Annotated in this window: 24 protein-coding genes; 16 read left to right on the plus strand and 8 right to left on the minus strand. The window is 64.6% G+C overall.

What is annotated here, in order from left to right; translation table 11 throughout:
* Positions 1-22 precede the first annotated feature (22 nt).
* The 4 genes from FDT80_RS11010 to FDT80_RS11025 are packed head-to-tail and all read left to right on the plus strand — an operon-like array spanning position 23 to position 2,776.
* Entirely contained in the window at positions 23-481 is a 459-nt protein-coding gene (locus FDT80_RS11010; protein WP_138662321.1) for a RidA family protein, read from the plus strand.
* On the plus strand, positions 478-1,245 hold the full coding sequence (locus tag FDT80_RS11015; protein WP_138662322.1) for a glycerophosphodiester phosphodiesterase family protein: 768 nt from the start codon (positions 478-480) through the stop codon (positions 1,243-1,245). Before FDT80_RS11010 ends, FDT80_RS11015 begins: the two co-directional genes overlap by 4 nt.
* A gap of 50 nt (positions 1,246-1,295) precedes the next feature.
* Positions 1,296-2,483: a GNAT family N-acetyltransferase gene (locus FDT80_RS11020; protein WP_138662323.1), complete on the plus strand. Its 1,188-nt coding sequence runs from the start codon at positions 1,296-1,298 to the stop codon at positions 2,481-2,483.
* The gene (locus FDT80_RS11025; RefSeq protein WP_138662324.1) at positions 2,480-2,776 is read left to right on the plus strand and encodes a 4a-hydroxytetrahydrobiopterin dehydratase; all 297 of its coding nucleotides are present in this window, start codon (positions 2,480-2,482) and stop codon (positions 2,774-2,776) included. Before FDT80_RS11020 ends, FDT80_RS11025 begins: the two co-directional genes overlap by 4 nt.
* 54 nt (positions 2,777-2,830) lie before the next feature.
* Here FDT80_RS11025 and FDT80_RS11030 read toward each other — a convergent pair whose 3' ends face one another.
* Entirely contained in the window at positions 2,831-3,319 is a 489-nt protein-coding gene (locus FDT80_RS11030; protein ID WP_138662325.1) for a peroxiredoxin, read from the minus strand.
* Positions 3,320-3,412: 93 nt separating this feature from the next.
* Here FDT80_RS11030 and FDT80_RS11035 point away from each other — a divergent pair, with 93 nt between their 5' ends.
* Genes FDT80_RS11035 through FDT80_RS11045 form a run of 3 tightly spaced genes read left to right on the plus strand, consistent with a single transcriptional unit; the run spans position 3,413 to position 5,379 of the window.
* Positions 3,413-4,621, plus strand: a complete 1,209-nt coding sequence (locus FDT80_RS11035; RefSeq protein ID WP_138662326.1) for an NAD(P)/FAD-dependent oxidoreductase — start codon at positions 3,413-3,415, stop codon at positions 4,619-4,621.
* Positions 4,618-5,175 (plus strand): 16S rRNA (guanine(966)-N(2))-methyltransferase RsmD, encoded by a 558-nt coding sequence (gene rsmD / locus FDT80_RS11040; protein ID WP_138662327.1) that lies wholly within the window; start codon positions 4,618-4,620, stop codon positions 5,173-5,175. Before FDT80_RS11035 ends, rsmD begins: the two co-directional genes overlap by 4 nt.
* Positions 5,176-5,193: 18 nt before the next feature.
* Positions 5,194-5,379: a hypothetical protein gene (locus FDT80_RS11045; protein ID WP_138662328.1), complete on the plus strand. Its 186-nt coding sequence runs from the start codon at positions 5,194-5,196 to the stop codon at positions 5,377-5,379.
* Positions 5,380-5,452: 73 nt separating this feature from the next.
* Here FDT80_RS11045 and map read toward each other — a convergent pair whose 3' ends face one another.
* Entirely contained in the window at positions 5,453-6,271 is an 819-nt protein-coding gene (gene map, locus FDT80_RS11050; protein ID WP_425471993.1) for a type I methionyl aminopeptidase, read from the minus strand.
* A gap of 66 nt (positions 6,272-6,337) precedes the next feature.
* On the minus strand, positions 6,338-7,045 hold the full coding sequence (sfsA, locus tag FDT80_RS11055; RefSeq protein ID WP_138662330.1) for a DNA/RNA nuclease SfsA: 708 nt from the start codon (positions 7,043-7,045) through the stop codon (positions 6,338-6,340).
* Positions 7,046-7,117: 72 nt separating this feature from the next.
* On the opposite strand from sfsA, the gene FDT80_RS11060 reads away from it, so the two are divergent.
* From FDT80_RS11060 to FDT80_RS11075, 4 genes are read left to right on the plus strand one after another with little or no spacing between them, the layout of a single operon-like run.
* Complete coding sequence (locus FDT80_RS11060; protein WP_138662331.1) at positions 7,118-7,840, plus strand: competence/damage-inducible protein A; 723 nt, start codon at positions 7,118-7,120, stop codon at positions 7,838-7,840.
* A complete protein-coding gene (locus FDT80_RS11065; protein ID WP_138662332.1) occupies positions 7,837-8,556 on the plus strand; it encodes a GNAT family N-acetyltransferase in 720 nt (239 codons plus the stop codon). The genes FDT80_RS11060 and FDT80_RS11065 overlap by 4 nt, the downstream gene beginning before the upstream one ends.
* 14 nt (positions 8,557-8,570) lie before the next feature.
* Positions 8,571-9,143 carry a peroxidase-related enzyme gene (locus FDT80_RS11070; RefSeq protein WP_138662333.1) on the plus strand — a complete coding sequence of 191 codons (573 nt, stop codon included), beginning with the start codon at positions 8,571-8,573 and terminating at the stop codon, positions 9,141-9,143.
* Positions 9,140-10,093, plus strand: a complete 954-nt coding sequence (locus FDT80_RS11075; RefSeq protein ID WP_138662334.1) for an OmpA family protein — start codon at positions 9,140-9,142, stop codon at positions 10,091-10,093. Before FDT80_RS11070 ends, FDT80_RS11075 begins: the two co-directional genes overlap by 4 nt.
* A gap of 66 nt (positions 10,094-10,159) precedes the next feature.
* Here FDT80_RS11075 and FDT80_RS11080 read toward each other — a convergent pair whose 3' ends face one another.
* On the minus strand, positions 10,160-11,065 hold the full coding sequence (locus FDT80_RS11080; RefSeq protein ID WP_138662335.1) for a LysR family transcriptional regulator: 906 nt from the start codon (positions 11,063-11,065) through the stop codon (positions 10,160-10,162).
* A gap of 145 nt (positions 11,066-11,210) precedes the next feature.
* Positions 11,211-12,152 (minus strand): zinc transporter ZntB, encoded by a 942-nt coding sequence (locus tag FDT80_RS11085; RefSeq protein ID WP_138662336.1) that lies wholly within the window; start codon positions 12,150-12,152, stop codon positions 11,211-11,213.
* Positions 12,153-12,300: 148 nt separating this feature from the next.
* Between FDT80_RS11085 and FDT80_RS11090 the strand changes: the two genes are divergently transcribed.
* Entirely contained in the window at positions 12,301-12,753 is a 453-nt protein-coding gene (locus tag FDT80_RS11090) for a DUF4399 domain-containing protein (protein ID WP_138662337.1), read from the plus strand.
* 25 nt (positions 12,754-12,778) lie between these two features.
* Here FDT80_RS11090 and FDT80_RS11095 read toward each other — a convergent pair whose 3' ends face one another.
* The gene (locus FDT80_RS11095; RefSeq protein WP_138662338.1) at positions 12,779-13,459 is read right to left on the minus strand and encodes a metalloregulator ArsR/SmtB family transcription factor; all 681 of its coding nucleotides are present in this window, start codon (positions 13,457-13,459) and stop codon (positions 12,779-12,781) included.
* 78 nt (positions 13,460-13,537) lie between these two features.
* Between FDT80_RS11095 and FDT80_RS11100 the strand changes: the two genes are divergently transcribed.
* Complete coding sequence (locus FDT80_RS11100) at positions 13,538-13,885, plus strand: NIPSNAP family protein (protein WP_138662339.1); 348 nt, start codon at positions 13,538-13,540, stop codon at positions 13,883-13,885.
* Positions 13,882-14,226, plus strand: a complete 345-nt coding sequence (locus FDT80_RS11105; protein WP_138662340.1) for an antibiotic biosynthesis monooxygenase family protein — start codon at positions 13,882-13,884, stop codon at positions 14,224-14,226. The genes FDT80_RS11100 and FDT80_RS11105 overlap by 4 nt, the downstream gene beginning before the upstream one ends.
* Before the next feature lie 2 nt (positions 14,227-14,228).
* On the opposite strand, the gene FDT80_RS11110 is transcribed toward FDT80_RS11105, so the two are convergent.
* Positions 14,229-16,256 (minus strand): NADPH-dependent 2,4-dienoyl-CoA reductase, encoded by a 2,028-nt coding sequence (locus FDT80_RS11110; RefSeq protein ID WP_138662341.1) that lies wholly within the window; start codon positions 16,254-16,256, stop codon positions 14,229-14,231.
* A 100-nt stretch (positions 16,257-16,356) separates the two neighbouring features.
* Here FDT80_RS11110 and FDT80_RS11115 point away from each other — a divergent pair, with 100 nt between their 5' ends.
* The gene (locus FDT80_RS11115; RefSeq protein ID WP_138662342.1) at positions 16,357-16,815 is read left to right on the plus strand and encodes a GNAT family N-acetyltransferase; all 459 of its coding nucleotides are present in this window, start codon (positions 16,357-16,359) and stop codon (positions 16,813-16,815) included.
* Complete coding sequence (locus FDT80_RS11120) at positions 16,812-17,294, plus strand: RNA pyrophosphohydrolase (RefSeq protein WP_138662343.1); 483 nt, start codon at positions 16,812-16,814, stop codon at positions 17,292-17,294. Before FDT80_RS11115 ends, FDT80_RS11120 begins: the two co-directional genes overlap by 4 nt.
* Positions 17,295-17,301: 7 nt before the next feature.
* Here the strand turns inward: FDT80_RS11120 and FDT80_RS11125 are convergent, their stop codons facing one another.
* The gene (locus FDT80_RS11125; protein WP_138662344.1) at positions 17,302-17,898 is read right to left on the minus strand and encodes a GNAT family N-acetyltransferase; all 597 of its coding nucleotides are present in this window, start codon (positions 17,896-17,898) and stop codon (positions 17,302-17,304) included.
* Positions 17,899-17,900: the final 2 nt, after the last annotated feature.

Genomic DNA, 17,900 nt, shown 5'->3' on the forward strand with positions numbered 1-17,900 from the left:
TCCGATCAACAGGAGATCCGCCATGACCATTACCGCCCGCCTTGCAGAGCTTGGTGTGACGCTGCCCGATGCGCCTGCGCCCGCGGCCAACTACGTGCCCTTCGTTCAGGTCGGCAACACGGTCTATATTTCGGGCCAGATCTCGAACGGGCCGGACGGGCTGGTCACCGGAAAGTTGGGCGACACGCTTGATGTGAGCGCAGGTGCCGCCGCTGCCAAACTCTGTGCGATCAGCCTGCTGGCGCAGGTCAAGGCGGCCTGCGGTGGCGATATCGAGCGGCTGGTGCGGGTGATCAAGCTGACAGGGTTCGTGAACTCCACGGCGGATTTCACCGATCAGCCCAAGGTCATCAACGGTGCGTCGGATTTCCTGGTCGATGCGCTGGGCGATGCAGGGCGGCATTCGCGCTCTGCGGTGTCGGCGGCATCCCTGCCGCTGGGGGTCGCGGTCGAGATCGAAGGTATTTTCGAGATCAAATGATCCCACATCTGCCGAATGACTTCCTGCAGGTGCCGCTGGCGCATCGCGCATTGCATGACATCGAGGCCGGTCGCCCGGAAAACAGCCGCGCCGCCATCTGCGCGGCCCTTGCTGTCGGCTATGGGATAGAGATCGACGTGCAACTGAGCGCGGACGGTCAGGCGATGGTGTTCCACGACTATGCGCTGGACCGTCTGACGCCGCAGACGGGTGCGGTGCGCCTGCGCAGTGCCGCGGCGTTGGGGGACGTGCCGCTGACCGGCGGGGCGGAGTGTATCCCGGCGTTGCCCGAAGTGCTGAATCTGGTGGCGGGCCAGGTGCCGTTGCTTATCGAACTCAAGGATCAGGACGGTGGCATGGGCCCCGACATCGGACCGTTGGAAGACGCGGTCGCGCGGGCACTGGCGGGGTATTCCGGGCCCGTCGCCATGATGTCGTTCAACCCGCACTCTGTCGGGCGACTAGCTGAAATCCTGCCGGAGATACCTCGCGGGATAACCACATCGGCCTACACGCCCGCGGACTGGCTTTTGCCGCGCGCCACCTGCGACAGGCTTCGCGAGATTCCCGATTTCGACAGGACCGGCGCCAGCTTCATCAGTCACGAAGTCGAGGATCTGCGGCGTGCACGCGTGGCCCAGATCAAGTCGAGCGGCGCCGGTGTGCTGTGCTGGACAGTGCGGTCGCCGGATCAGGAGCGACAAGCGCGGCTGGTTGCGGACAATATCACCTTCGAAGGCTATCTGCCGGCTCTGCGTCCTTGATCTGGGCCACGTCGGCCACAAGTTAGATGCAGGGCAGACAGGAAGGCGCGATGAAGGATCAGTCAGTCGAAATCAGGGTCGTTCCCGCGCTGGATCAGATCGGGGCGAGGGAATGGGACGCCTGCGCCTGCCCCGAAGCCGCCGAGGGCGCGCGACCCGACGATCCCTTCACCACATATCGTTTCTTGAAAGCGCTGGAGGACAGCGGCAGCGTGGGAACCGGCACCGGATGGCAGCCGCAGTACCTCACGGCCTATCTGGGTGATTTGCTGATCGGCGTGGCGCCGATGTACGTCAAGTCGCACAGTCAGGGCGAGTATATTTTCGACCATAACTGGGCACATGCCTATGAACGGGCTGGCGGGCGCTATTATCCCAAATTGCAGATCGCCGTGCCGCATACCCCCGCGACGGGCCGCCGGTTTCTGGTGCGCCCGGGGTTCGAGGACGCCGGATTTTCCGCGCTGACGCAAGGGGCGGTGCAACTGGCCTCCGACAACAAGCTGTCGTCGCTGCATGTTACCTTTTGCACCGAAGCCGAAGCCGACCGGGGCGAGGCACTTGGTCTGATGCGCCGCAAGACGCAACAGTTTCACTGGCACAACGACGACTACGCGGATTTCGACGGGTTTCTTGCGACCTTGAGTTCGCGCAAACGCAAGAACATCCGCAAGGAGCGCGCGCAGGCGCAGGCTTTTGGCGGGACGATCCGGACCTTTACCGGCGACGACCTGCGGCCGGAGCATTGGGACGCGTTCTGGCGGTTTTATCAGGATACCGGCGCGCGCAAATGGGGCACGCCGTACCTGACGCGCGCATTTTTCGACATCGCGCAGGACACGCTGCGCGCCGACATGGCGCTGGTCCTGGCCGAACGCGATGGGCGCTGGGTGGCGGGCGCGCTGAATTTCATCGGCGCGCAATCGCTTTACGGCCGGTATTGGGGCTGTAGCGAACACCACCCCTGCCTGCATTTCGAACTGTGTTATTATCAGGCGATCGACCTGGCCATCCGGCTGGGCCTGAAACGGGTCGAGGCGGGCGCGCAGGGCGAACACAAGCTGGCGCGTGGCTATCTGCCGACGGCCACCTGGTCGCTGCACTGGGTGGGCGACCCCGGCTTTGCCGATGCCATCGGCAACTACCTGGAGGCAGAGCGTGCGGCGGTCGACGAAGAGATCGAAGTATTGACGGAATATGGCCCGTTCAAGCGGGCGCAGATCGAGGAACAGGAATGACCGAGAAACTGAGTGAAGAAACCCGCAAGACCCTGCTGCAACCGCTGTATGACATGGGGTGGAGCATGGTGGACGACCGCGACGCGATCGCCAAGACGTTCAAATTCGCCGATTTCGCGGATGCTTTTGGCTGGATGACCAGGGCGGCGATCTGGGCCGAAAAATGGGGCCATCATCCGGAGTGGGACAACACCTACAACACCGTGAACGTCGTGCTGACCACGCATGATGTCGATGGCCTGAGCGCGCTCGACGTGAAGCTGGCGCGCAAGATGGACGGGCTGGCGGGCTGACATCGGCCCGCGCATCGGCGGCAAACCAAGACAGGCCCGCCGCCGAAGGTCCGATCACATCGACGCCAACAGCGCCTCACCCCCCGACACGTCACAGACGCCGGGGCCTTCCTCGGGCTGGAACAGGCTCACGGTGCCGTCTTCGACCAGCATCGCATAGCGCTTGGATCGTGCCACCAGGCCGGCGGGCGGGGCGCTGAACTCCATCCCGATGGCCTTGGTAAAGGCGCTTTCGGCGTCCGACAGCATGGTGATGCCGGCAGCGGTCGCGCCGGTCGCTTCGCCCCAGGCCTTCATCACGAAGGGATCGTTGACCGACAGGCAGATGATCTCGTCCACGCCCTTGGCGTCGAATTGATCCTTGGTGCGTACAAAGCTTGGTACGTGCGCGGAATGGCAGGTGGGCGTGAAGGCGCCCGGCACGGCAAAGATCACGACCTTGCGGCCCTTGGTCCTGTCGGCCAGCGATACGGGCTTTGGCCCATCCGCACCCATTTCGACCAGGGTCGCGTCGGGCAGGCGTTCGCCAGTGGAAATCGTCATGTGATAGACCTTTCTTGGAATTGCGTTTGTCCTTGGCACCGATATAGGCTTTGGCCTTGGGCGGGGAAAGACACTTTGTAAAAGGGGCCGTGAATGCGCCATTCGATTATTGTGGGCGCCGGGCAGGCGGGCGCATCCTGCGCGATCAAACTGCGCAATGCGGGCTTTGAGGGCAAGATCACCCTGATCGGCGAAGAACCCGTACCCCCCTATCAGCGTCCGCCGCTCAGCAAGGCCTATCTGCTGGGCGAGATGACACTGGATCGGCTGCTGTTGCGGCCCGAGCGTTTTTATACCGAGGTTGACATCGACCTGCACACGAACCGCCGGGTCGAGGCGATAGATACCGTCGCGCAGACCGTCACGATGGAGGGCGAGCGGGTGCGCTACGACGACCTGGTTCTGACCACCGGGTCGATACCGCGCCGGTTGCCCGAAGGCATCGGCGGTGCGCTTGAGGGGGTGCATGTGGTCCGCACGCTGGCCGATGTGGACGCGATGGCGCATCACTTCGTGAGCGGCGCGCGGGTTCTGATCGTCGGTGGCGGCTATATCGGGCTGGAGGCGTCGGCGGTGGCCGCCAAGCTTGGGCTCAGGGTGACTTTGGTCGAGATGGCGGACCGCATCCTGCAACGGGTCGCCGCCCCCGAGACCAGCGATTATTTCCGCGTCCTGCACCGGTCTCATGGCGTGACCATCCGTGAAGGTGTCGGGCTGGACCGTCTTGAGGGCGATCGCGCCGTGCGGTCTGCACGGCTTGGTGACGGCAGCGAGATCGAAGTGGATTTCGTGATCGTCGGCGTCGGGATCACGCCGGCGACCGCGCTGGCCGACGCCGCCGGGCTGGAGTTGGACAACGGCATCAAGGTCGACACGCAGGGGCGCACATCCGCGCCGCACGTCTGGGCCGCGGGCGATTGTGCGTCCTTCCCCCATGCCGGTCACCGCATCCGGCTGGAAAGCGTCCCCAATGCCATCGATCAGGCCGAGGTGGTGGCCGAAAACATCCTGGGCGCGAACAAGGATTACATCGCGCGCCCGTGGTTCTGGTCCGACCAATATGACGTGAAATTGCAGATCGCCGGTTTGAACACCGGATATACCGAGGTCGCCACGCGCCGCGGATCCGGACAGAGCGCGTCATTCTGGTACTATGGGGGCGACACCCTGCTGGCGGTGGACGCGATGAATGATCCGCGCGCCTACATGATCGGCAAACGCCTGATCGAGGCGGGGAAATCGCCGGACAAGGCGGCAGTGTCGGACCCCGAAACCGACCTCAAGACACTCATGACATCATGAGGATCATCGGTGGAGAACACCGCAGCGTCGCCTTGGCCAGCGTGGGCAAGGGCGACACCGGCGCGCATCTGCGCCCCACGACCGACCGGGTGCGCGAAAGCCTGTTCAATGTGCTCGTGCATCTTGATGTGATCCCGCAGGCCCGCGTGCTGGATGTGTTCGCGGGAACGGGGGCGCTTGGGCTGGAGGCGCTGTCGCGCGGCGCGGCGCATGTGACATTCGTCGATGACGGACGCGTGGCGCAAAAGCTGATCGCGCAGAACGTCGCCAAACTTCGGGAGCAGGACCGGACCGATATTGTCCGCCGCGATGCGATCAAGCTGGGGTCCAATCCCGGTGCGCCCTACGACCTGGTGTTCCTCGATCCGCCCTATGGCAAGGGATTGGGCGACAAGGCGCTGGCGGTCCTGCGCGCGGGCGATTGGTTGGCCCCGGGCTGCGTGATCGTCTGGGAGGAAAGTACGCCGCAGGCCGCACCGCCGGGATTGGTCGTGACCGATCACCGCCGATACGGCGACACCCATGTCACGATCCTGTCGGCAGCCGCGCCCTGATGTGATAAAGTGCCGTGCATGATCGCAACGGCATCTCCCTGGCATTGGCTGCTCCGCTCGCGGGCGGACCGCGCGGATACCAAACCGCCCAGACCGCGCCCTGCGCCGGTGTTCATCGGCGATGCGGTGCAGCCCTGGGGCGACGGGACGATGTTGCTCGCGCAGCTGCGCGCCCAATCCGACAGCAGCGCGGACGGGCAGTGATGCGCCTTCACTTCATTCGTTTCGGACAACGCCCGGCGCGGGCCGGGTCGGCCTGCCTGCCGCGGAATGCGTATCAGTCGGTCTTGTAGGTCGGGTGAAACAGACCGCCTGGCGACAGGGTGAAAATCTCGACCCCGTCGCGGGTCACACCGACCGAATGTTCAAACTGCGCCGACAGCGACTTGTCGCGCGTCACGGCGGTCCAGTCGTCGGCGAGTGTCTTGGTTTCGGGTCGGCCAAGGTTCACCATCGGCTCGATGGTAAAGAACATCCCCTCTTCGAGCACCGCGCCGGTGCCCGGACGCCCATAGTGCAGGACGTTGGGCGGCGCATGAAACACCCGGCCCAGCCCGTGACCGCAGAAATCGCGCACCACCGACATGCGGTGGCTTTCCACAAATGTCTGAATGGCGTGGCCGATGTCGCCGAAGGTGTTGCCGGGTTTGACCGCTTCGATGCCGCGCATCAGCGCGTCATGGGTCACGTTGATCAACCGCTCGGCCTTGCGCGGCAGCTTTCCGGCGACATACATGCGGCTTGTGTCGCCGAACCACCCATCGACGATCACCGTCACGTCGATGTTCAGGATGTCACCGTCTTTCAGCTTTTTGTCGCCCGGAATCCCGTGGCAAACCACGTGGTTCACGCTGATGCAGCTTGCGTGCTGATAGCCCTTGTAGCCGATCGTCGCGGATGTGGCCCCGGCGGCATCCACCTTTTCGTTGATGATCCGGTCAAGCTCGGCCGTGGTTTGGCCCACGACGACATGGGGCGCGACCTCGTCGAGGATACGCGCCGCCAATTCCCCCGCAACACGCATCCCGGCAAAGTCCGCGTCGTCGTAGATACGGATGCCGTCCTTGGTCTGACGGCCGCGTAGATCCTGGTTCACTGCTGGCTCCATCCTTGAGTTCGGGCGCCTGTCTAGCGCGCTATGGCCCAAAGAACCAGTGGGCCGTTAGCCCAGCAAAGGCAGCGGGTGGGCCATTTCTATGCCGTTGGGTGAGATATTGGTGCCGAAACACAAGGTTTCAACACCTTTCTTCTGCGCCGCAGCATAGGCGGTCGCATACGCCGGGTCCAGATCGGCGGCCAGCGACAGGCATTCGCAGTCGGTCCGCTGCACCAGGTAGAGCATGACGGCGCGCTGCCCCGCCTGCGCCACGCGCGCCAGTTCGTCCAGATGTCTGGCGCCGCGCGTGGTCACGCTGTCCGGAAATTCGGCCAGCCCCGGCGCACGGCTCAGCGTCACACTCTTGACCTCGACATAGGCGTCGGGCAGGCCCGGTTCGGTCAGCAGCATGTCGATCCGGCTGTTGGTTCCGTACCTGACCTCGCGCCGGCAGGTGCCGTAGGCGGCCAGCGCGGGAATTGCGCGCGCGTCGATCGCTTCGGCCACGATACGGTTGGGCACGCCGGTATCGACGCCGGTAAAGTGCCCCTCGCCATGATCGACCAGCCGCCAGCCGAACTTCAGCTTTTTGCGCGGGTCGTCGTTCGGCTCGAGCCAGACACGCTGTCCGGGTTCGGCCAGGCCCATCATCGACCCCGGATTGGCGCAATGCGCGGTGATGGTCTGCCCGGTCCCTTCCAAGGTACAGTCGGCCAGAAAACGTTTGTACCGCTTGATCAGGCGGGCGGGCACAAGTTGGGTTTGAAAGCGCATGACCGCAGGCCTATACCTTGACAGGGCCACGCTCAAGTCAGGTGCGGCCATCACCACCGAGGAAACGCCCACATGCCCAATCCCACTGCCGCGATGCTGGTCATCGGAGACGAGATTCTGTCGGGGCGCACACGCGACGCCAACATGCATCACCTCGCCGGCGAACTGTCCAAGGCGGGAATCGACCTGCGCGAAGTGCGTGTGGTCAGCGACGACCGGGGCGCGATCATCGCAGCCGTTCAGGCGCTGGCGCGGGCATTCGACCATGTCTTTACCAGCGGTGGCATCGGCCCCACGCATGACGACATCACGGCAGATTGCATCGCGGCGGCCTTTGGCGTGAAAATCGACGTGCGCGCCGACGCCCGCGCCCTGCTGGAGGATCACTATGCGAAGTCCGAGATCGAGTTGAATGCCGCCCGTCTGCGCATGGCGCGTATCCCCGACGGGGCGACGCTGATTGAAAATCCGGTATCCGCGGCACCGGGGTTCACGCTTGAGAACGTGCATGTCATGGCCGGTGTGCCATCGGTGTTTCAAGCCATGGTGTCGAGTGTTCTGCCGGGCCTGACGGGGGGCGCGCCGCTGATCAGCGAGACGTTGCGCATCGACCGGGGCGAGGGGGATATCGCGGGGCCCTTGGGCGATCTGGCGGCAGAGTTTCCCGATCTCAGCATGGGCTCCTATCCGTTCCAGAAGGATGGCAGGTTCGGATCCAATATCGTGGTGCGCGGCACTGATCAGGCGGCGGTCCGGTCCGTCATCGCGCGGCTGCGCGCGACGTTTGCCGGATGACAGTCACCGCGCCCCAGTTGTTCGAGGTCTGTGATCGGACATGGCCCGCCGCGCGGGTCTGGCAGCAGGGGCCATGGACCCTGCGCGACGGTCAGGGCGGGGGCAAACGGGTGTCGGCGGCCACCGCCACGGGACCGGTCGAGGAAGACGACATTGCAGCGGCAGAGGACGCGATGCGCGCGATGGGGCGCGATCCCTTGTTCATGATCCGCGACGGCGATGCGGGCCTCGATGCCTGGCTCGAAGGGCGCGGATACCAGTTGATCGATCCGGTGGTGATGATGTCCATCGACGTCGCGCGCCTGACGGATATTCCGATCCCGCGCGTGACGGCCTTCTGCATCTGGGAGCCGCTGGCGATCATGGACGAGATCTGGGCCGCGGGCGGCATCGGGCCAGCACGGCGGCAGGTGATGGAACGTGCCGCGCTCAAGACCGGTATCCTGACGCGCTGGAACGAAAAACCCGGAGGCGTGGGGTTTGCCGCCATCCACGACGGGGTGTGCATGGTCCATGCCGTCGAAGTCCTGCCGCACCAGCGTCAGCAGGGCGTGGGCGCCTGGATCATGCGGGCCGCCGCGCATTGGGCCAAGGACCACGGCGCGCACAGCCTGTCGGTACTTTGCACCCGTTCGAACGACGGCGCGAACCGGCTGTATGCCGGGCTGGGCTTTGGTGCGGTCGGGCACTACCATTATCGCCAGCTTTCCAGATGAAAAGGACCGCGCCCATGCCGGATCACAGCCTGCCCACCGCCCTCGACCTGCCGATGATGGACCCGCTGCCCGAGGCCACGCAGAAATATTTCGACGTATGCCAGGACAAGCTTGGGATGGTGCCCAACGTGCTGCGCGCCTATGCCTTCGACGCCGACAAGCTCAATTCATTCACGGCGATGTACAACGATCTGATGCTGGGCGACAGCGCGATCAGCAAGCTGGAACGCGAGATGATCGCGGTGGTCGTGTCCTCGATCAACAAGTGTTTTTATTGCCTCGTGGCGCATGGCGCCGCGGTACGCCAATTGTCGGGCGACCCCAAGCTGGGCGAGGCGCTGGTGATGAATTACCGGGTGGCGCCGCTGGACGCGCGGCAGCGCGCCATGCTGGATTTCGCGGCACGGATGACGACGGCAAGCGCCAGCATCGAAGAGGCAGACCGCCAGATCCTGCGCGATCACGGGTTCAGCGACCGCGACATTTGGGATATCGCGTCGGTGGCGGGCTTTTTCAACATGACCAACCGCGTGGCCAGCGCCACCGCGATGCGCCCGAACGACGAATATCACGCGCAGGCGCGATGAGCCGCCGCGCCGCGATCCTTGGCGGACTGATGTCTTTGGCGGTTGGTGTGCCGGCCCTTGCGCTGGACCTGCAATTGCCCGCCAACGCCCGCCTGACGGTCGAGCGCGACAGCACGCTGGACAGTTTCGCCGCGCCCGTCGGCGTGTTTGCGGAGGGCGGCGTTCCCGTGCGGGTGATCGAGGGGCCGGTCTCGCGGCAGGCCTGGCGGATCGACACCGGCGCGTTGACGACGCTGCAGGTGATGGCCCCCCTGCGGGCGCAGATCGAAGCGGCGGGCTATGACATCGTGTTCGAATGCACCGCGCGCACCTGTGGCGGGTTTGATTTCCGGTTCGCTGTCGAAACCTTGCCGGGCCCCAACATGTACGTGAATATCCGCGCCTACCGCTACCTGACCGCATCGCGCGGACCGGTCGATACGCCCCAAGAGGTGATCACGGTGCTGGCCAGCGCCTCGGCCTCCTCTGCTTACGTGCAGATTATCCGGGCAGGGCCGACAGGCGGCGACACCATCGCGCGCGGCACATCCCCGCCGCCCGCGTCATCGCGGTCAGGGCCGCCTGCAACAGCAGACGACCTGCCAGGGATATTGCTGTCGCAGGGGCACGCTGTCCTGCGCGATCTGGAGTTCGACAGCGGCAGCGCCACCCTTGGGCCGGGTCCGTTCGCATCGCTTGCGGTTCTGGCCAGATTTCTGAACACGCGGCCTGAGTTGCGGCTGGCGCTGGTCGGGCACACCGATACGGTGGGCGGCCTGGATCCCAATATCGTACTGTCGCGCCGCCGTGCGCAATCGGTGCGCGACCGGCTGATCGACGTACACGGTGTTCCGGCCGACCGGCTGGATGCCGAAGGAATGGGCTATCTGTCGCCTGTCGCAACCAACCTCGATGCGGCGGGCCGCGACCAGAACCGCCGCGTCGAAGCGGTGCTGCTCTCTGCGGAATGAAAAATGCCCCCGGAGCGTGGATACGCGCCGAGGGCAGTCGTCACCGAGGGGGAATTGGTGATGGCGTTACCAGTCAGCGGGGCCTTTTTCCGCAAAGGCATGGACGAGGAAATCGATGAAGGCGCGCACCTTGGGCTGGGTGAACCGGCCGGGCGGATAAACAGCGTAGATGCCTTGCGTCTCGAGCGGGAGTTCGGGGATGGCATCGACGATCAGCCCCTTTTCCATCGCGTCGGAGTAGAGGAAGCTGGGCAGATATGCGATGCCAAGCCCCGAGATCGCCGCGTTGAGCAACGACTGGCCGTCATTGACGCTGAGCCAGCCGGCGGTGCGGACCTGGCGCTTTTCGCCCGACGGCGCGGTCAACTTCCAGACGTTGCCGCTGGACTGGTTGGAATAGTGCAGAAGCTTGTGATCGTTCAGATCGTCGATCTTGTCGGGCCGGCCGTATTTTTCGAAATACGACGGGCTTGCGATCATGCGCTTGGTGGTTTCGGTCAGTTTGCGGGCGCGCAGGGTGCTGTCCTCCAGCTCGCCGATGCGCACGGCCATGTCGAACCCTTCCGAGATCAGTTCGACGTAGCGGTTGTTGAGGACCATGTTCACGGTGATGTCGGGGAAATCGGCCAGAAACTCGCTCAGGACGGGGGACAGGTGGTTGACCCCGAAATCGGTCGCGACAGAGATCCGCAACAACCCCGAAGGCGCGCTTTGCATCGACGTGACGAGCGCGTCCGCCTCGCCGGCATCGTTCAGAACGCGGCGGGCGCGATCATAGTAGGCAAGGCCGATTTCCGTCGGGCTGACCCGGCGCGTCGTCCGGTTGAGCAGACGTGCGCCAAGCCGCGCTTCGAGGCTCGAGACGTGTTTTGAGACAGCGGATTTCGAAATCCCCATCTTCTTGGCGGCATCCGTGAATCCGCCTTGATCCACAACCGTGGCAAAGGCTTCCATTTCTGTCAGGCGGTCCATTGCCATTCCTTCTAAACTGCATTCGCTTGAGCCAGAGGTATGGCGGCCAATTCAGGCAAGATCGGGGCAGCGGTGGGACAGTATCGGGGTCATTGCATGGATCGTTGAGGGCGTGGAAACACGAGAACGCTGTGTTTCCGACGGCTTAGAGCCAACGCAGCCAGCGCATGACCCCCAGCAGCACCGCTGCCAGCACCACCATCGAGATGCACAGCACCGCAAAGGCCAGTGGCCAATCCGTGCCGGGCATGCCCGCAATGTTGACACCGAACAACCCGGTCAGAAACCCCAGCGGCAGGAAAATGGCCGCGACGACCGACAAGACATAGCCATTGCGCGCCAGCCGCGTATTGGACGCGGTTTCGTGGGCGTCCTGGACGGCTGACATCCGGTGGCGCAGGCTGTCGAGCTCTTCGACCACCAGGATCGTGCGGTTTGCCAGTTCGCGCAGGCGCAGCGCGTCCTGCTCGGGGATCAGCGGCAAATCGATGGCCGCCAGCCGGATCAGCGCGTCGCTTTGCGGCTCAAGGTATCGCAGCAGGCGGATCACGCTGCGGCGGGTCTCGGGCAGGTCGGCGGGGGGCGGTGTGCTGGCGTCCTCGAGGTCCAGTTCGAAATCTTCCGTGATCCGCGCGATTTCAAGCACCTTTTCCTGGACCCGGTCGGTCAGCCGAATGATCAGGGTGTCCAGAAACGCAGCAACCGTCGGGGGGGCCTTGTTTTTTTCTGCCGCGCGGCGGATGTCGTCGATGGCAAAGACCCTTCGCATCCGCACCGTGATGACCACTCCTTGGGACACCCACATGCGCACCGACACCATCTGATCGGCAGGTTGACCGACGTTCAGGTTGATACCGCGCAGGTTCAGGATCAGCCCGTCGTCGAACCTGTCGCAGCGGGGTCGGGTTTCGGGCTGCATCAGCGCGCCTGCCGGGATGTCGGGCAGGCTGGCATAGGCCCAGTCGCGCAGCGACGGTTCGGACAGATCGTAATGCCACCAGCGGTACACACCCGGCCCGGTCAGCGCGGTATCTTCGGGGACGGTCGTGCTGCCGTCGGGATAGATGTCGAAAACGCAGATTGGCATGTCGGCCCCCCATGTCGGTTGGCGGCACTTTGCCCTGACGGTCGGGCACTGACAACGGCCACCTATCGCGCGCACCCTTCGGATCTTTATGCTAACGTGCCAACATTGCGGGATGCCCGCGGCATCACATCCACCAAAGGAGATTTCCATGAAGACAATCCTGAGCGTTTTGGCCATTGCGACCGCCACGTTGCTGACGACCCTGCCGGCCTTGGCCGGAGGAGAGACACCGTCGAACCCCGATGCCCGGGTTTATTTCGTCAACCTCGAGGATGGCGCGACGGTCACGTCGCCGGTCATGATCGTGTTCGGCCTGTCGGGTATGGGCGTGGCGCCGGCGGGAACGGAGCAGGAGATGACGGGCCATCATCATTTGCTGATCGACCGCCCCCCTTTGGGCGAGGGAGAGGATGGCGCGGATGAGTTGTCGATGGGTTTGCCGTCGGATGACCATCACAAGCATTTCGGCGGCGGCCAGACCGAAACGACGATCGAACTGCCCCCCGGAGAGCACACACTGCAACTGGTGCTGGGTGACTATGGCCATGTTCCGCACGCCACGCCGATCGTGTCCGATGTGATAACGATCACGGTCGAATGACCTGCCACAACCCGGCGGCGCGTCGTCAGGCGGGAAATGCCCTGTCAAACGCGGCTCGCCCCTTGGGCGTGAACGTCACGATCCGCGATCCCTCCTGTCGTCGGGTCCATCCGGCGTCACAGAACTGCGCGAGCAATGCCCGGCCCAGCTTGCCGGAGAGATGCGACATCCGTGCGCTCCAGTCCAGGCATTCGCGGCACATCGGCGCGCGGCTGCGGTCCAGCGCCTCGAGATCGACGCCAAGGTCGCGCACGAACCCGGCCCCGGCCCGCGACAGGGTCAGGCCGCCGGCCTCGAGGCACAGGTGCCCCTGCGCGCGCATCGCATTGAACATCTGAACGCCGCGATCCCCGGCCAGGTGATTGTAGCAAACGCGCGCGTCGCGCAGGGCGGTGTCGCGGGGGCCGGTACGGTGCCGCAAATGACCACGGTGGGCCGCGAGCCCCATCAGGGCCTCAAGCGTCTGCGCCACCGCTTCGTCGCGCAGGGCGAAATAGCGGTGACGCCCCTGCTTGCGTTGCCGCAGCAGGCCGCCGTCCTCCAGTTTGCGCAGGTGGGAACTGGCGGTTTGCGGGCTGACGCCGGCCTCTGCCGCCAGTTCGGTCGCCGTCAGCGCCTTGCCCGACATCAGCGCGGTCAGGATGTTGGCGCGCGCAGGGTCGCCGATCAGCATGGCGATTCGGGCGATATCCGGACCTTCTTTCATAGTTCGATGCTAGTCGAAGTATGTGCGCCTGTCCATCTGCTACAGGTTGGTGCGACGCAACCGAAGGGAAAGACGGTCATGCTGACCTGTATCATCCGCTATCACATCGATCCCGCCAAAAAGGCGCAGTTCGAACACTACGCGCGCAATTGGGGGCAGGCCATTCCGCGCTGCGGCGCGGACCTTGTGGGGTATTACGCCCCGCACGAAGGGTCATCGACGCTGGCCTACGGCATTTACAACATTCCCAGCCTGGCCGCCTACGAGGCGTATCGCGCGCGGCTGGCTGATGACCCGCTGGGGCGGGAAAATTATGGATTTGCGCAGCGCGGGCGTTTCTTGCTACGCGAAGACCGGACATTCCTCAGGCTGGCTTCGGGGCCACATGCGGACATGGCCACGTGCCAACAGGGAGAGCCAGCATGATAGGTATCATTTTCGAAGTCGAACCCGCCGACGGCAAGCGCGAGGAATACCTCGATTACGCGGCGCAGATGCGCCCCGTTCTCGAAGAGATGGAGGGCTTCATCTCGGTCGAGCGGTTCCAGAGCATCACCAACCCCGGCAAGATGCTGTCGTTGTCCTTCTGGGAGGACGAGGAGGCCGTGAACCGCTGGCGCAAACTGGCCAAGCACCGCAAGATGCAGATGCTTGGCCGCAAGGGTCTCTTTGCCGATTACCGCCTGCGCGTTGCGGGCGTGATCCGCGACTATGGCCTGATGGACCGCGCCGAAGCGCCCGAGGACAGCGTCGCCATGCACGGCTGAGGTCAGAGCGCCGCGGCCAGCCGTGTGCCCTGGTTGATTGCGCGCTTCGCGTCCAGTTCGGCGGCCACATCCGCGCCGCCGATCACGTGGCATCTGGTGCCCTGCGCCTCGAGCGCGTCCGCCAGCGACCGTTCCGAAAGCTGGCCCGCGCACATCACGATCGTGTCCGCCTCGATCAGCGTCGGGTTCTCCCGCGCGTCGCCGAACGACACCATCAGGCCGCCGTCTTCGACGCGTTCGTAATTCACGCCGCCGATCATCTTGACGTCCTTCATCTTGAGCGCGGCACGGTGAATCCATCCGGTCGTCTTGCCCAGCCGCTTGCCGGGCTTTTCCGACTTGCGCTGCAACAGGGTCACGGCGCGCGCCGGGGCGCTGGGCTGCGGGCCCTCGGGGGCCAGCCCGCTGCGATGCTCTGCCGGGTCGGTGACGCCCCATTCGCGCATCCAGTCCGGTAAATGCTCGGTCGGGCTGTCGCCTTGGTGGACAAGGTATTCGGCGACGTCAAATCCGATGCCGCCCGCACCCACGATGGCCACGCGCTTGCCGACCTTCGCCTGACCGCGCAGCACGTCGATATAGCTGACGACATGCGGCGCGTCCTGTCCGGGAATGCCCGGGTCACGGGGGATCACGCCGGTCGCGATGATCACCTCGTCGAAGCCGGCAAGGTCCCCGGCGCTGGCGACTTGCCCCAGTTTGGTCGTGATGCCCAGATCGGCGACCATCGCGCGATACCAATCGACAAGGCCCCAGAATTCCTCCTTGCCCGGAACCTGTTTGGCCATGTTGAGCTGTCCGCCGATCTCGTCGGCCTTGTCGAACAGGGTCACCTTGTGTCCGCGTTCGGCGGCGGTGATCGCGGTCGAAAGGCCAGCGGGACCCGCCCCGACGATCGCGATGGATTTCGCCTCTGCCGCGGGCTCGATCCGCAGCTCCGTCTCGTAGCAGGCGCGCGGGTTCACCAGACAGCTTGAAATCTTGCCGCCGAACGTATGGTCGAGGCACGCCTGGTTACAGGCGATGCAGGGGGCGATCTGATCGGCCTTTCCGGCCTTGGCCTTGGCTACGAAATCGGCGTCCGCCAACATGGGGCGCGCCATCGACACCATGTCGGCGCAGCCATCCGCCAGTACGTCCTCGGCCACCTGCGGAGTGTTGATACGGTTCGAGGTGATCACCGGGATGCCGACCTTGCCCATCAGTTTCTTGGTGACCCATGCAAAGGCCGCGCGCGGAACGGATGTGGCGATGGTCGGAATGCGCGCCTCGTGCCAGCCGATGCCGGTGTTGATGATTGTGGCCCCCGCCTGTTCCACCGCTTGCGCGAGTTGCACGACCTCGTCATGCGTGGACCCGTTGGGCACCAGGTCGATCATCGACAGCCGGTAGATGATGATGAAATCGGTTCCGACCTTTTCACGCGTGCGGCGCACCACTTCGATCGGCAGGCGCATCCGGTTTTCATAGCTGCCGCCCCAGCGGTCGCTGCGTTTGTTGGTGTGGGTGACCAGGAACTGGTTAAGGAAATACCCCTCCGAACCCATGATCTCGACCCCGTCATAGCCCGCCTGCCTGGCCCGCAGGGCGGTGTCCGCGATGTCGTTGATCTGCTTCTCGATGCCTTCTTCGTCCAGTTCGGTGGGCGGGAAGGGAGAAATCGGCGATTTGATCGCGCTGGGCGCCACGCACTTGGGGCCGTAGGCATAGCGGCCCGCGTGCAGGATCTGCATCGCGATCTTGCCGCCCGCCTCGTGCACGCGCTGGGTGACGATGGCGTGGTTGTCGATGTCCTGCTGGCTGACCATCATGGCGGCACCCGGCAGAACCGACCCTTCGAGGTTGGGACCGATGCCGCCCGTGACCATCAACGCAACGTCGCCGCGCGCCCGGTCGGCATAGAATTCCGCGACACGGTTCCAGTCTTTCGTCTCCTCCAGCCCGGTGTGCATGGACCCCATGAGCACGCGGTTCTTGAGCGTGGTAAAGCCCAGATCGAGCGGTGCCAGAAGATGCGGATATTCGGCCATGTCGAACCCTCCCCGGTTGTGACTGCCAGACCATCACCCTAACTGGTGCATCAAGTCACGCGCAACGCGGCGTCACCGCATGCAGCTGGAGGGGCGATAGGTGATCAGATGGGCAAATCCCAGGGACGCGGATGCGCTGGCGCTAGTGTTCCACGCCGCTGTGCGCGATGGCCCCAGCCCCTATACCGAGGCACAGCGCGCCGCCTGGTCGCCAGAGCCGCGCAGCGGTGACCCGTGGAGCGCGCGGCTGGCCGGGCTCGACACCGCGGTGATCGAGCGGTCTGGCGCGATCACCGGGTTCATGTCGCTCGAACCGCCGGAGTATATCGACCTTGCCTTCATCGTGCCGGGCGCGCGGGGGCAAGGTGGCTTTCGCCGTCTGTACGACCGGATCGAGGCGCACGCGCGCGCACAGGGGGCCGCGCGGCTTCGGACCCATGCCAGCCTGATGGCCGAGCCCGCCTTTCACGCGATGGGGTTTCGGGTTATCACACGCCAAAGCATAGACCGCGCCGGTCAATCGATCGACCGCGCCCTGATGGAGAAACCGCTGACATGACGCCCGACGAGATCGCCAAGCTGCCATACCGCCCCTGTGTCGGGCTGATGGTCGTCAACGCGGCCGGCGAAGTGTTCGTCGGCCAGCGCCGCGACAACGACGCCGCCGCTTGGCAGATGCCGCAGGGCGGTGTGGACAAGGGCGAGACGCCGCGCGACGCGGCATTGCGCGAATTATGGGAAGAGACCGGGATCACCGCCGATCTTGTCACCATCGAGGCCGAGACCGAGGGCTGGCTTCCCTACGACCTGCCGCACGATCTGGTGCCGAACATCTGGCGCGGGCGGTTCCGCGGGCAAGAGCAAAAGTGGTTCCTGTTGCGCTTTCACGGGTCGGATGACCAGATCGACATCGCAACCGAGCATCCGGAGTTTTCACAGTGGTGCTGGCTCAAGCCGCAGGACCTTGTGGCCAATATCGTGCCGTTCAAGCGCGCGGTCTACCAGTCGGTGCTGAACGCATTCGGTGACAGGCTCTAATCCTCGGTCAGGGCCGCAAGAGCGGCACGTGCGGGCCCGCGGTTTCGGGCAGGACCCCGAGCACGCGCGGGTCGTCGTCGATTTCAACCTGCTGGCGCGTCACGGAAAACCCGCTGCGCAGGTAGAAGGGCAGCGCCTGCGGGCTGTCGATGGTACAGGTATGGACGTGAAACCGTGATATGTCGCGCGCCCAGGCGCGGCTGATCGCCTCGTTCATCAGCGCGCGCCCCGCGCCGGATCCGATCAGCGCCGGCGTCAGCCCGAAATAGGCCAACTCGCAAGCACCATCCTCGCGGAAATCCAGTTCCAGCAGGGCTTCGTCCTGTCCGTCGTGCGCGAGAGTAAAGATTTCGACACCGGGGTCGGTGATGATGCCCCTCAGCGCATCGTCGGAAAGCCGCAGCCGCCCGTACCACAACCACTCCAGCGCGCCCACGCGGGCAAAGATATCGCGATACCACTCCAGGTCGGGCGTGACCCTGCGCAATTTCACATCCTCGGGCAGCGTGCCGGGCCGCAGGCGGGGTCTGGACCGCATTTCAAGATGCGTGACGATCATCGCCACCTTGCCCGCCGGAACGTCGTGAAGGCCGTCTGCGATCATGG

Origin of the sequence: Sulfitobacter sabulilitoris (assembly GCF_005887615.1) — a bacterium.
Lineage (GTDB): Bacteria > Pseudomonadota > Alphaproteobacteria > Rhodobacterales > Rhodobacteraceae > Sulfitobacter_E > Sulfitobacter_E sabulilitoris.